This is a genomic window from Bulleidia sp. zg-1013 (assembly GCF_019798045.1).
Classification (GTDB): domain Bacteria; phylum Bacillota_I; class Bacilli_A; order Erysipelotrichales; family Erysipelotrichaceae; genus Bulleidia.
Map to the genome: position 1 here is coordinate 16,983 of NZ_JAGXEX010000012.1, position 12,587 is coordinate 29,569.

At 33.1% G+C, this 12,587-nt stretch carries 12 protein-coding genes and 6 tRNA genes; 16 read left to right on the plus strand and 2 right to left on the minus strand.

All coding sequences use genetic code 11. The features are described 5' to 3' along the window. Positions 1-99: 99 nt before the first annotated feature. The 9 genes from K7I92_RS06915 to K7I92_RS06955 all read left to right on the plus strand — a co-directional run bounded on the left by K7I92_RS06915 (position 100) and on the right by K7I92_RS06955 (position 4,872). Entirely contained in the window at positions 100-2,436 is a 2,337-nt protein-coding gene (locus tag K7I92_RS06915) for a type IV secretory system conjugative DNA transfer family protein (RefSeq protein WP_220282557.1), read from the plus strand. Positions 2,437-2,529: 93 nt separating this feature from the next. Continuing rightward, the gene (locus tag K7I92_RS06920) at positions 2,530-2,988 is read left to right on the plus strand and encodes a hypothetical protein (protein WP_220282558.1); all 459 of its coding nucleotides are present in this window, start codon (positions 2,530-2,532) and stop codon (positions 2,986-2,988) included. 88 nt (positions 2,989-3,076) lie between these two features. Then, on the plus strand, positions 3,077-4,105 hold the full coding sequence (locus K7I92_RS06925; protein WP_220282559.1) for an IS30 family transposase: 1,029 nt from the start codon (positions 3,077-3,079) through the stop codon (positions 4,103-4,105). Positions 4,106-4,341: 236 nt separating this feature from the next. Beyond that, a tRNA-Val gene (locus K7I92_RS06930) sits at positions 4,342-4,417 on the plus strand. 13 nt (positions 4,418-4,430) lie between these two features. Then, positions 4,431-4,506 (plus strand) — tRNA-Thr (locus K7I92_RS06935). A gap of 4 nt (positions 4,507-4,510) precedes the next feature. Further along, positions 4,511-4,595 (plus strand) — tRNA-Tyr (locus tag K7I92_RS06940). A gap of 35 nt (positions 4,596-4,630) precedes the next feature. Continuing rightward, positions 4,631-4,702 (plus strand) — tRNA-Gln (locus K7I92_RS06945). A gap of 18 nt (positions 4,703-4,720) precedes the next feature. Then, positions 4,721-4,793: transfer RNA gene (locus K7I92_RS06950), tRNA-Lys, on the plus strand. Between the two features lie 8 nt (positions 4,794-4,801). Continuing rightward, positions 4,802-4,872 (plus strand) — tRNA-Gly (locus tag K7I92_RS06955). 119 nt (positions 4,873-4,991) lie between these two features. Here the strand turns inward: K7I92_RS06955 and K7I92_RS06960 are convergent. Further along, positions 4,992-5,369, minus strand: coding sequence for a metal-dependent transcriptional regulator (locus K7I92_RS06960; RefSeq protein ID WP_203245250.1), 378 nt, complete (start codon positions 5,367-5,369; stop codon positions 4,992-4,994). A gap of 523 nt (positions 5,370-5,892) precedes the next feature. Here K7I92_RS06960 and K7I92_RS06965 point away from each other — a divergent pair. The 7 genes from K7I92_RS06965 to K7I92_RS06995 all read left to right on the plus strand — a co-directional run bounded on the left by K7I92_RS06965 (position 5,893) and on the right by K7I92_RS06995 (position 12,209). Then, positions 5,893-6,363 carry a hypothetical protein gene (locus K7I92_RS06965; protein ID WP_220282560.1) on the plus strand — a complete coding sequence of 157 codons (471 nt, stop codon included), beginning with the start codon at positions 5,893-5,895 and terminating at the stop codon, positions 6,361-6,363. Positions 6,364-6,639: 276 nt separating this feature from the next. Continuing rightward, entirely contained in the window at positions 6,640-7,104 is a 465-nt protein-coding gene (locus K7I92_RS06970) for a PTS sugar transporter subunit IIA (RefSeq protein ID WP_203245253.1), read from the plus strand. After that, positions 7,097-7,381, plus strand: coding sequence for a PTS sugar transporter subunit IIB (locus K7I92_RS06975; protein WP_203245254.1), 285 nt, complete (start codon positions 7,097-7,099; stop codon positions 7,379-7,381). The genes K7I92_RS06970 and K7I92_RS06975 overlap by 8 nt, the downstream gene beginning before the upstream one ends. A gap of 22 nt (positions 7,382-7,403) precedes the next feature. Then, positions 7,404-8,696 (plus strand): PTS ascorbate transporter subunit IIC, encoded by a 1,293-nt coding sequence (locus K7I92_RS06980; RefSeq protein ID WP_220282561.1) that lies wholly within the window; start codon positions 7,404-7,406, stop codon positions 8,694-8,696. Positions 8,697-8,759: 63 nt separating this feature from the next. Beyond that, the gene (locus K7I92_RS06985) at positions 8,760-9,506 is read left to right on the plus strand and encodes an HpcH/HpaI aldolase/citrate lyase family protein (RefSeq protein ID WP_220282562.1); all 747 of its coding nucleotides are present in this window, start codon (positions 8,760-8,762) and stop codon (positions 9,504-9,506) included. Positions 9,507-9,516: 10 nt separating this feature from the next. After that, positions 9,517-11,601: a BglG family transcription antiterminator gene (locus K7I92_RS06990; protein WP_220282563.1), complete on the plus strand. Its 2,085-nt coding sequence runs from the start codon at positions 9,517-9,519 to the stop codon at positions 11,599-11,601. 2 nt (positions 11,602-11,603) lie between these two features. Then, the gene (locus tag K7I92_RS06995) at positions 11,604-12,209 is read left to right on the plus strand and encodes an SIS domain-containing protein (RefSeq protein ID WP_203245258.1); all 606 of its coding nucleotides are present in this window, start codon (positions 11,604-11,606) and stop codon (positions 12,207-12,209) included. A gap of 143 nt (positions 12,210-12,352) precedes the next feature. Here K7I92_RS06995 and K7I92_RS07000 read toward each other — a convergent pair. After that, a partial coding sequence (locus K7I92_RS07000) for a metal-dependent transcriptional regulator (RefSeq protein WP_304502894.1) occupies positions 12,353-12,587 on the minus strand: 235 nt, incomplete at its 5' end.

The following is a 12,587-nucleotide window of genomic DNA, read 5'->3' on the forward strand; positions in this document are numbered from 1 at the left end:
TTACTTCCCTGGTCGGTGGTTTACTGGCAAGGAAACAGTGACTATTTTAGATTAAGCCTAATCTTTTCCGGTTTACTGACTTTCTTTTTCCTTTTAACTTTGTTTTCTCCAAACAAAAGCGAAAGAGAAAGAAGAAGAGCTGAAAGAAGATTGACGGCTGAAGAAAGACTAGAGTATAAGCACTTATCAACAAAGAAGGAAACAAGAGTAGGACTGCAAAGATTAAATTTCACCGATGAAGCTGTATTGAATCATTTGAAAGAAGATAAGCTACAAAGTGCTATTGGTTATTGGTCAATGTTGCTAACTTTAATAAGTGTTCTAGCAATAATGGTCGGAGCCACCATTGGGACAATTACATATGCGGTTAGTAAGTTAAAGAACATCAAGACAATGTATAACATATATTGTATACCATCTATAAAGATATGGATTGCTTTTCTTCTGATTGGAATATTTGTATTTGTGTGTTCCTTTATAGTCAATGTTCAAAAAAGTTTATCAAACCGGCAAGAAGGAGAAAGATTCACCTGGGATTATTTTAGAGATTATTGTAATTATTGTTTCAATGAATCTAAAAAGAGAGCAAACAAGCTAATGGACTTCCTAAAAATGAATAAAGACTTCCGCTTTACCACCTTGAAAAAATGGAATATTAACAGAGAGGAGACTTACTTTAGATCGGGTATTCCGATAGAAACATTTAAAAATAAAATGTATGTAGATGCTTCCGATAGTCATAATATTGTAGTCGGAACTACCAATTCAGGTAAAACGCAATCACAAATTAATCCTATGATTATGGGATCCATGATGGCTGGGGAAAGTATGATTATCAATGATATTAAAGGGGAATTAATGCCCACTTTTTACCATAAGTTAAAAGAAAAAGGCTACACTATCATTTCCGTTAATTTTATTGATCCTGAAACATCTTCATTATGGAATCCGTTAAGTATTGTCATTAAAAAATACAGATCGATTGAAAAAAATTATGAAGAGAAGATTTTAAGCACAGTAGGAACTGAAAAGGAAGCCTATTTAGCGTATAAAAAAGAATACTTAGGTTTGATTAAAGAATTTAATTCCCTGATTCACCTGCATAAATTATGCACTTCAACAACGGGAATAATTCACTTTGCAAAATTAGGATTCAAGAATGTCAAGCCTTTAGTGGAATCCGCAAAAGAAATTTTGATTAGGGGAAAGCCCTTAGATCAGCAGTTGCAAAACATGTATGTCTTCGAGAAATTGCTAGATAGATTTAAAGAAAAGAAAATCCAAGTGGAAATGAAGAAGAAAACATCACTTCCACCAATTGATTTTTCTGAAGCACTAGAATATCTAAGAGATATTTCTAATACCTTGTTTCTGGAAAAAGATTCGAAAAATTCTTTCTTTTGGCAACAAGCGCAATTCCTTTTTGAAGGAATTATTCTGTTCATGTTGGAATATGAATACCTAGATCAAGATGAACAAGGGGAATATATCCTCAAGAAACTAGATGATAATCAGATTAATTTCAGAACAATAAAACTTTTTCGAGATGAAATGGTTACTACAGAAGCGTTTTTTAGAAACGATGAAATTATCAATCATTTCTTAATGTTAAAATCATCAGAAGATTTCTCCATGCAAAGAATGAAGGGCGTATTGGATCAACCGGAAAATACTAGATCCAATATTTTAGGAACATTCGACACAAAGATTAGTATTGGTACACTCAATGAATCCATAGCGAAAATGACAAGTCAATCTAATATTGATTTTCATGATTTAGGAACAAAGAAAACAGCGTTATTTATTGGTGTGCATGATGAAAAGGCAACTTACTATCCATTTGTAACGCTGTTGATTAAACAGGTTTATGAAGAAGTCGTTAAAACGGCTCGTGAAGAAGAAAACCAAAAACTCCCGATTCCAGTTAACATTATTTGGGATGAGTTTGGAATTTCTCCTGCTCTTTCCGGGATTGATAATATGTTATCGGCTATGCGGTTTAGAGGTGTGAGAATGACAATGGTTGTTCAGGATCTATCTCAATTAGATGAAAAGTATGGAAAAAATACCGCAAAAGCAATCAAGAATAATGTAATGAACATTATCTATTTATTGGCTGGCGAAAAAGAAACCTTGGAATATATTTCTTACCGTGCCGGATATAAATTTCAATGGAATCATGAAAAAGGTGCGTTTGACAAACTACCAATTATGCCAGCGGATCGGTTAAGTCGCTTTCAGTATGGGGAAGCCTTGATCTTATCGCAAAGGAAGAATCCGATTTACACTCATTTACTTCCATTCACTAAATATAGATATTACAAAAAAATGAATAAACCTTCTGTGATTGCAAGAAAACCATTACCCGAGTTTCACAGATTTCTATTAAGAGATGAATGGAATAGGATAAAAGAGAATGAGGTTGAATCTAAATGATTCTTCCTTATTTTCTTTTCGATTTAAAACTGCTAAAAATAGCTAAGACCAGAGATATAACTATTAGAGGATAATGTAGATAAGGAATGAAGAATGAAATTTGTTAAAGAAATAGATTTAAAAGATGCCTTTTGGAAAAAGTATGGATATAGGAAGAGCATAGCAAGGTATCAATTTGAATGCCAGGGAAGGCATGGAGCTATGGATTTAGTAACGATTGATAAAGTATTATCTTCAGGTGATAGGCAGTCACATTTTGAGATATGCAGTTTTGAATTTAAGCTGGAAGATATTTCTAAGGCTTTTGCACAGGCTTACGAAAATTCAAAATACTGTCATAAAAATTTTATTGTCGTTCCTATGAATAAAAAGAAAACAATATTGGATCGATATAGCAATTATTTTGATAAATACCCAAGTATCGGATGTATTGCTGTAAATCATCCGGAAGATGGTGGGAATTGGGAAATATTCCACAAAGCTAAGGCTAAAAAGGATGATGAAATAATTGTGAATCAAGAAATTATGAAGTTGGCTATGAAGGAGATTTAAGTTATCTTAATAAACATCAAAAAAGAATTATAAGTTTTTAATCTGTATTGATGATACTTTATTTATGAAAGAAAAAGGAGTTTTTATTATGAGACACTTTTCCCATTTAAGCTATTACAAAAGATTAAGAATTGAAAACTTACTAAAGGAAAAGGTAAAACCATGTGAAATAGCTAAAATACTTAATGTACATAATTCAACGATTTATAGAGAACTAAAAAGAGGGAGATATATTCACTTGGATACCCACTTACAAGAGGTGGAGGGATATAGTCCAATTATCGCTGAAGAAAGTTATAGAAATAATTTAACAAACAAAGGAGTATCAATTAAGTTAGGAAAACATCATGAATTTGCCAAATATATAGAAGATAAAATAGTAAGAGAACATTATTCACCAAAAGCGGTTTTGGGAGAGATAAAAATGAAAAAATTGTTTCAAGAAGTGTCTATATGTACGACAACCGTTTATAACTATATTAAAAAAGATGTTTTTTCAAAATTAGAGATGAAGAAGCTTCCAATGCCGAGAAGAAAAAAGAAAAGAAAAATAGTACCAAGAAAATGGATAAATCTAAAAGGTACAACGATTGAAGAAAGAGATAAGTCAATTTTATCCAGAAAAGAGTTTGGTCATTGGGAAATGGATAGTGTGATAGGAAAAAGAAACAAGAAAGTGTCATTATTAGTTTTGACCGAAAGAAAAACCAGGATGGAGTTAATTTTTAAATTAAAAGAGAAAAATGCTAGTAATGTAGTTAAAATGGTCAATCGGATTGAAAGGAAATTAAAATCTAAATTCAGTAAGATATTCAAAACAATTACGGTGGACAACGGCATAGAATTCTCTTATTTCAATGAAATAGAAAAGTCGTGTTTGTATGCAGGTAAAAGGACTAAGCTTTACTATTGTCATCCTTATTCAAGCTTTGAAAGAGGGTCGAATGAGAATGCCAATAGATTAATCAGAAGATGGATACCGAAGTACACAGATTTCACAAATATTAGTGAAAAGAAAATTCGAGAAATAGAAAATTGGATTAATCATTATCCTAGGGAAATATTAAATTACGATACTTCTTTTCATGCTTATCAAAAAGAATTAGAAAAAATATAAGTCTCATAGCTTGTTTTCTAATAACTTGTTTTTAGTGTGTTTAAAAGTAGGATAAGCGTTTTAAAATAGCGTTAAAATCAGTTATTTATGAAAAAAGTTAGTTGAAAAATCGACTAACCAATTTTATAAAAATTTTTTCGCATTAAATCTTGACATTCTCATTTTTCGATAAATATGAAAAAAATGTTGACGGATAGGTAGGGGCGTGTTAGTATAACTAAGCAGTAAATAGCTGTGGAGGTTTAGCTCAGTTGGGAGAGCATCTGCCTTACAAGCAGAGGGTCAGCGGTTCGAGCCCGTTAACCTCCACCATTTTTTTCTAAATGCCGACTTGGCTCAATTGGCAGAGCAATTGATTTGTAATCAATAGGTTGTAGGTTCGATTCCTATAGTCGGCACCATGTTGGAGGCGTAGCGAAGTGGCTAAACGCGGCAGACTGTAAATCTGCTCCCTATGGGTTCGGTGGTTCGAAACCACCCGCCTCCACCATTTTATTTGTTGTGTTTATCGCAATGATTTCGGATTGGGGCATAGCCAAGCGGTAAGGCAAGGGACTTTGACTCCCTCATGCGTGAGTTCGAATCTCGCTGCCCCAGCCTTTTCTTTATTTATATGACTCGGTAGCTCAGACGGTAGAGCAACTGACTTTTAATCAGTGGGTCGAGGGTTCGAGTCCCTTCCGAGTCACCTCTTATGCGCGTGTAGTTCAATGGTAGAACGGCAGCCTTCCAAGCTGCATACGTGAGTTCGATTCTCATCACGCGCTCTTATTTTAAAAGTCCCGGTGAAATGGGCTTTTTTGATTTCTTGACATACTTTTTGGTCATTAAATTTTGACATTCTTCAATCAATTTATTTAAAAAAATGACTAAGAGATAAACATCCCTAGTCGCTCTTTTTATTCTTTTGGTATTGCTCTTTAATCTTGTTGAAGGTTTGATTGCTTAAATCATGCTCAATTTTATGTGCGTCGTGATAAGCAATATCCGGATCAACTCCTAATTGTTTAAAATAACCGGTCAACACAGTATTTCGTTCATGAATTTTTTCAGCAATCGCAAGACCTGTTTCCAATAATTCTAAAGAACCATCTTGGTTCATTTGAATATATCCATTTTCTCTTAATTTTTTCATAGCGATAGAAACACTCGCCTTGGAATATCCGGTTTCTTCCGCCACATCAATAGAATGACAGATACCTTTTCTTTCTTTAATCACTAAAATAGCTAATAGATAATCCTCACCCGATTCGTAAATAGACATTTGAACTCCTTTTCAACCATTATACCTGATTTTTAATTTCGAGGAATAACAATACTTTTGTAAGCCCTCTTTTAGTATTATGAACATTATAAATGTTTAGTGAAACAAAATAGAAATCATGGAGATGTAAAATACCAATAATAAAATGCCAAGGGAACGATGCTTTTCAAGTTAAAAGTACATTCTTGCTTGTATTTGCTTCAATAATATATGAAGTTGAAAACCGGTCTTTGTTAAATGTAGTCAATTTCTATATAATTGGAGTAGTCATAGCGAGTATAATTACGTATTTCATATTTTCTAATAGATACCATACAAGAGAATAGGAGAGATATTTTTTCATTTTCTCCTAAGTTATGAAGAAAGAAAAGAAAATGAACAATTCATTCTCAAAATGCAGATCTATCCATATATGCACAATATACACTTTGGGAATAGCTTAGCAGGAAAGTCAAAGTAGAATCGTCTATATCAATAAAACTTTCTATAAGATTATAGAATAAAATTAAGAAAGGAGTTTTATATGAAAAGCGATATAAAAAAATCTATTCAATACAGATTTATTGGATATGTATTTAAGAAAAAGTGTCTAAAGAATGAATCTTTAGAAAGTTTAAGTCAAAATGATAAAGATCGAATCTGTATGGAGTCTGCTCAAAAGACGAGAAAATTCACTTTGATTTTTATTCCATTTTATATCATGGCGATGTTGATTTTTTTCATTGGCTTTATTATGAATCCGGAATATAGGAAGAATGATTTTGTGATATGGTATCAGGGTATTTTGGAATCCGTATTCCCATTGATTAGTGGAGATTGGGGAAGTGCCATGTATGAGAAAAGGGCGACAGTTATTCTTATCGCCATTAAATTGATTCCAGTATTGATGATTAACGGAATTCCACTTTTAGGACTTATTTTAATAATGGGACATCGATTTTTGGAAAAGCGAATAGAGGATGAGCTTTTTGAAAATGATAGATTGTACAACTAAATGAGACAGCTTTAGTAAGTAAAAACTCATACTAACTTCGTGTAAAATATTTTTATAGTGATTCATATTTTCTCTTGTTTTTAGTTATCTTTGCAAACACTATTTTATCAGAAAACTATGAATCATTTTTTGTTGCACTTAGAGTGTAAATTCAATAATTAAACATTTACTTTTTGTCACCATGCTTCAACAAAAGTTGATTTCAATTAATATTGGTTTAATGCACTTCTGATTTTATAATGCAAATAGATAAATGATACCGGAAAGGGTGAAGCCATGATTAGTGATTTTTTTGATAAAAATTTAATTCAATTAAATGTCGAAGCAAAGAATAGAGAAGAGGCAATTCGTATCGCCGCCCAACCCTTAGTCGACTATAAAAAAATTAGTACAGATTATGTGGATAACATCTTAAAGGTCTTGGAAAAAACGGGTCCGTACTTCGTCCTTTTACCTCAGGTGGCCTTACCGCACGCTCGTTCGGAAGAAGGGGCACTTGAGAATGCGATAGGAATCACGACTTTAAAGCATCCGGTTGAGTTTAAAAGCGAAACAAATGATCCGATCAAATATTTGTTTGTCATTAGTGCCATTGATAATAATGTTCATTTAGGTGCTTTATCAATGTTAGCGGAGTTGTTTGAAAAAGCCTCATTTTTTGAATTTCTGGATAATGCAACTTCTCCAAAGGAGATTTTAAATTATCTAAAAGATGTAGAAAGGAGTTGGACAGATGTATAAGGCATTGGTTGCGTGTCGAGCGGGTATGGGATCCAGTTTATTATTGAAAATCAAAGTAGATCAAGTGATTAAAGAAAATAACTATCCCATTGAAACTGAACACGGGAATTTGGATTCTTTAATCGGGTATACCGGTGATTTGTTTATTTCGATGGAAGATCTGGCTGAAGAGCTAAGAGATACAGTGAAATACGCTATTGGTATTCGAAACATTGTAGATAAGAACGAAATTCAATCTAAATTGGAAGAATATTTAAACTTTGAATCAAATCAATAATTAAGCGGAAGGAGAGAGAATAATGATAGAAGCTTTATTAGGTCAAGTTAGAAATACTGCCCTTATTATTGGATTAGTCGCCTTAGTTGGGCTACTACTTCAAAAGAAAAAATCTTCAGAGGTCATATCTGGAACAGTTAAGACAATTATCGGATTTATGATTTTCAATATTGGCTCCGGTGCCATGTCCGGAGTTGTCAATAACTTCTCAAAGTTATTTAATCTAGGTTTTGGTGTTGAAGGAGTCACAACTCAAGTTGAAGTTGCAACCGCCTTAGCTTTAAACGAGTTTGGAACAGAGGTGGCTTTAGTTTTTGTTTTAGGTTTTATATTTAATCTAATCATTGCTAAATTCACTAAATTTAAAGCTATTTTCTTAACAGGACAACATTTCTTATATTTTGGAGCAGTGTTGGCACTTGTGTTTATAGCTTTGGGGTCCCCAATGATTGTAACCGTATTAGTTGGAGGTTTAGTTTTAGGATTTGCCGGAGCAGCCCTCCCTTCATTAGCTCAACCATTCATGAAGAAAATTACAGGATCTGATGACATTGCGATGGGTCATTTTAACTTAATAGGTTATACTTTTGCAGGATGGGTAGGAAAGCTATTTGCTAAATCTGCTGAAAAAGAAGAAAGTGATTCTTCAGATGTTAATTTACCTGACTTCTTAAAATTATTTAGAGATTTTGTTTTCTCTGTCGCTGTCTTTATGATGGTATTATTCTATGTCGCAACCATTGCTTGTGTTGTCAATGGACATATGGATGTAGTTAAAAAAATGGCGATAAATGATATATGGTTTATCTGGCCATTATTACAAGGATTACAATTTGCGGCAGGAATGAGTGTATTAATTTATGGGGTTCGTCAATTTATTGCAGAAATTACGGCAGCATTTGTTGGTATTTCAGAAAAATATATTCCAGATGCAAAACCTGCAGTGGATTGCCCGGCCGTCTTCCCATTTGCGCCTAATGCAGTCTTAATTGGATTTGTCGGAGCTTTGCTTGGAGGATTCTTGGGAATGTGGTTAATGATTATGTTTAAGAGTCCGGTTGTACTGATTCCGGCAGCAGGGATTGCCTTCTTCTCTGGAGGAACAGCAGGTGTCTTTGGTAATGCATATGGTGGATGGAAAGGTGCCTTAGTTGGTTCATTCTTGGTAGGAATTGGACTAGTTGTGTTACCACTTGTTCTCTATCCGGCATTTGCTCAATTAGGAATTGCTGAAGCATCATTCCCAAACATTGACTACAATATTTTTGGTGCGGTAATTTATGCAATTATAAACTTTATGAAAGGATTGTTTTGATTCTAAGAATAGAGTGTCATTAGAGCAAGGGTTGCCTTGCTCTAATTCATAATAGGAAAGAACATGAAAAATTTAAATAAAAAATATTTCGGCTTGTTTGTAAAACTAGTGACTAATCCAGCCATGCTTGTCATGTCCAAAGACGCAGGGTTAGATTTCTTGTTTTATGACAATGAACATAACTCATTTTCTAAATCAAAATTACACGATTTATTCTTGTTTGGTAACAATATAGGTTTGCCAAGCTTTATCAGAGTAAGTGAACTTAGCCGTAGAGAAATCGGACAAGCCCTTGATAATGGTGCAGTCGGTATAATGGTACCTATGATTGAAACGAAAGAACAAGCTGAACGATTAGTTGAATTTAGCAAGTACCCGCCAATTGGTCTTAGAGGTTATTCCAGTGGGGCTCATACCAATTATGGTCCTAGTGGAAATCATCAGGGGAATATGGAACTTAAGAATAAAACAGTAGTTACTATTGCTCAAATTGAAACGGAACGAGGGGTTAAAAATGCTGAAGAAATCCTAGAGACCCCGGGCATTGATGCCTGTATCATTGGACCGGTCGATTTAAGTATATCTTTAGGCGTAACGGACAATATTATGGATAAAAAAGAATTAGAGACCATCACTAAAGTTATTAGCGTGAGTAAAAAACTGGATAAACCGGTTGGAATTATTGGAGCGAATGAAATTCTTGAATATTTTAAAGATGATTTAAATTATTTTATTTCAGCGAATGATTTGAGTATTCTAAGATCCGGTTTGCATAATGCAGTTGCAAAATATAAAGAAATAACAAAATAGAAGGTTATAGATGGATAGAGAAATACTTCAACTGTTACAACTTATCATTAAAAGGTCACAATCAACGTTATTGGATGCAGAAAGGGAAAGTCAAGCGACACGAAGACAAATATTATATCGATTAGACAAACTTAATGTGTTAATTGAAGAGAGTCAACACGAAACAATAAAAATTGGGCAAGATAAAGAGTTTATTGTCGATTTAGCAACGAGAGATTTTCTGATTAAATCCCTGTTTTCTTCTACTGGCGATAAAACCTATTATTTAAATAAAAACGAAAGAAAAATATTTCTCTTTTTATGCGTATTTGTGTCAAACGAATATCTCTCATCAAATCACTTCACGGATTATCTTAACATCAGTAAATCAACGATTTTTCAAGATTTAAGTGAATTGTCATTTGATTTGGAAAAAGAACATATCAGGTTGGATTATAATCGTGTCGATGGTTATTTTCTAACCGGTAATGAAATGGACATTCGACGCTATATGATGATGACTGTGATTTCACTTATTTCTCAAGAAACAACACATCAAGTGCTTGATATGGTTATTGAGAAGCTTCATCTTTATACGTTTGAATTTTCAAAATTAATTATTCAAGAATTATCTGAAAAACATAGAATTTCATTTGTTGAAGATCGATTAAAAGAATTTATTTATATTTTTATTTTTGTCACTCATCGCATTATTGCTCACAGTCACCAACAAATAGTGGACGATTTACCAAAAGTGGAAATGATGCCTACCTTTAAAGAATACGATTTTGTAGATGATTTGGTCAATTTCTTCCCATTTAGAATGAAAATGAAAAAACAAGATCGAGAGTATTTAAGTTCTTGGATTTTAGGGATTTCATTTGGAAATGTCTTAGATGACACAGAAGATTGTTTGTTAATTGCTAAATTAGTTTCTAAAATTATGACTCGCTTTGAAATTCTCAGTGGAATTCATTATGACAACATTGAAGATAAATTTAAGCATCTTTATGCTCATTTTAGACCGGCATATTATCGTTTGCTGTTTAAGTTACCCATATATAATCCGTTAAAAGATAAAGTCAAAGAACAATATCCGGCTTTATTTAATTTGGTTAGGGAAACCATGAAACCGATGAGTAATCTTTTTAATCAAGATATTAATGATGATGAATTAACGTATCTGACGATGCATTTCGCTTCAATTTTCATTGATGAACCTTCTAAAGAAATTATTAAAAAGAAACGAGCCTTGATTGTTTGTCTTAATGGAATAGGTTCATCGGTGATTCTGCACAATGAGTTGAAGTTATTATTTCCTAGTATTGAGTTTTTAAAACCAATTGAAGTCAGCCAATTTGATCCGAATCGTTTTGATGTTGATATTATTTTTACAACTAGCATATTCAAAGAAATTGCTGAATCATCGATTCCTGTCGTCAAAGTAAATCCAATTATGGATGACGATGAAAAATTTATCGTATTAAAAGAGGTTAAGGCTCACTTAGGTAATTTACATAATACGATGGTTGTCGCAGATGATATTTTATCTATTCTTAGAAATCATCTAGGTAATATCAGTGAAGAAAATCGGTTGGTTTCAGACTTAGTTGGATTATTTTATAGTACAAATTCTAAGGAGACGACAGAAACTCAACCTAAACGATTAGTGGACATCTTATCGAAACAATTCATTATGACTCAAGTTGAGTGCAGTAGTGATCTTGAAGCGGTGAAACTGTCTCTTTTACCTTTAATGAAAAATAAGATGATTACAAAAAATTATCAGAATAGCGTGGTTCGTTTGCAAAAACAAAGTCCTTCATATTTTGCGATTACACCACATATCGCCTTGCCTCATACAAAATCCTCGGAAGGAGCTTTGGAAAATGGCATTTCAATCGTAACACTTAAAACCCCTTTGAATTTTGGTGAAAGTCCCAATAATCCTATTAAATATTTGTTCGGATTGTCAGCCGTTGATAATGAGTCACACATGAAAGCTATGTCAGATTTACTCATTTTATTGAATGATAAAGATTTTTTGAAGTTGTTAGACCAAGAGACAAATTCAAATAAAATTATGAACTATATCGTAAATTATGATTGGAGATAAGCATGAATGATTTAAATATATATATTAAAACAATACAGGAAGAACTTGAGGCACATATTGATGCCATGAATCAAGAAAATTTAAAGCAGGCGAAAGATTTGATTTTGAACCAGGAACAAAGTGGTAAAAGAGTTCATGTTACTGGTATTGGAAAACCAAGTTATGTTGCAGGATATATTGCTTCTCTTCTATCTTCAATTGGAACTAAAGCCTATTTTCTTGATGGGACTGAAGCAGTTCATGGCAGTGCGGGACAAGTTGATGTGGGGGATGTTGTTATCGCTATTTCAAATAGCGGTCAAACTTCTGAGTTAAGGTATACCGTTGAAACATTAAAATCCAATGGAGCGAGAATAATTGCTGTTTCAGGTAATGAAGAATCTTGGTTAGCTAAAAACTCAGATGTCTTTCTAAAAGCAACGGTTTCTAAAGAAGGCGATGGCTTAAACAAGCCTCCGCGAGCATCAATTTTGGTTGAAATGTTCACATTACAATGCTTATCTATATTATTACAAGCCGAAAGAAATCTTGATTCTCAAAAATATGTGAAGTGGCATCCTGGTGGAGCTTTAGGTGCTTCAATCAGTCAAGATAAAAATACGGTGTAATGTAGTAAGACATAGGTTGTCGATAGGAAAAAAATTGTACTGGACAATTCAAACAAAAATAAAAGGAAAGGAGAATAGTAAAATGGATCCTATATAGTAGACAATTAAAAAGTCTATTATAGGAGCCATTTTAATAAACATCCCTAGTCACTCTTTTTATTCTTTTGGTATTGCTCTTTAATCTTGTTGAAGGTTTGATTGCTTAAATCATGCTCAATTTTATGTGCGTCGTGATAAGCAATATCCGGATCAACTCCTAATTGTTTAAAATAACCGGTCAACACAGTATTTCGTTCATGAATTTTTTCAGCAATCGCAAGACCTGTTTCCAATAATTCTAAAGAACCATCTTGGTTCATTTGAATATATCCATTTTCT

Excerpts from the sequence above, each read along its gene's own strand:
- K7I92_RS06920 (WP_220282558.1), top strand. The coding sequence starts at position 2,530 with ATGAAATTTGTTAAAGAAATAGATTTAAAAGATGCCTTTTGGAAAAAG.
- K7I92_RS06925 (WP_220282559.1), top strand. The coding sequence starts at position 3,077 with ATGAGACACTTTTCCCATTTAAGCTATTACAAAAGATTAAGAATTGAA.
- K7I92_RS06960 (WP_203245250.1), bottom strand. The coding sequence starts at position 5,369 with ATGTCTATTTACGAATCGGGTGAGGATTATCTATTAGCTATTTTAGTG.
- K7I92_RS06965 (WP_220282560.1), top strand. The coding sequence starts at position 5,893 with ATGAAAAGCGATATAAAAAAATCTATTCAATACAGATTTATTGGATAT.
- K7I92_RS06970 (WP_203245253.1), top strand. The coding sequence starts at position 6,640 with ATGATTAGTGATTTTTTTGATAAAAATTTAATTCAATTAAATGTCGAA.
- K7I92_RS06975 (WP_203245254.1), top strand. The coding sequence starts at position 7,097 with ATGTATAAGGCATTGGTTGCGTGTCGAGCGGGTATGGGATCCAGTTTA.
- K7I92_RS06980 (WP_220282561.1), top strand. The coding sequence starts at position 7,404 with ATGATAGAAGCTTTATTAGGTCAAGTTAGAAATACTGCCCTTATTATT.
- K7I92_RS06985 (WP_220282562.1), top strand. The coding sequence starts at position 8,760 with ATGAAAAATTTAAATAAAAAATATTTCGGCTTGTTTGTAAAACTAGTG.
- K7I92_RS06990 (WP_220282563.1), top strand. The coding sequence starts at position 9,517 with ATGGATAGAGAAATACTTCAACTGTTACAACTTATCATTAAAAGGTCA.
- K7I92_RS06995 (WP_203245258.1), top strand. The coding sequence starts at position 11,604 with ATGAATGATTTAAATATATATATTAAAACAATACAGGAAGAACTTGAG.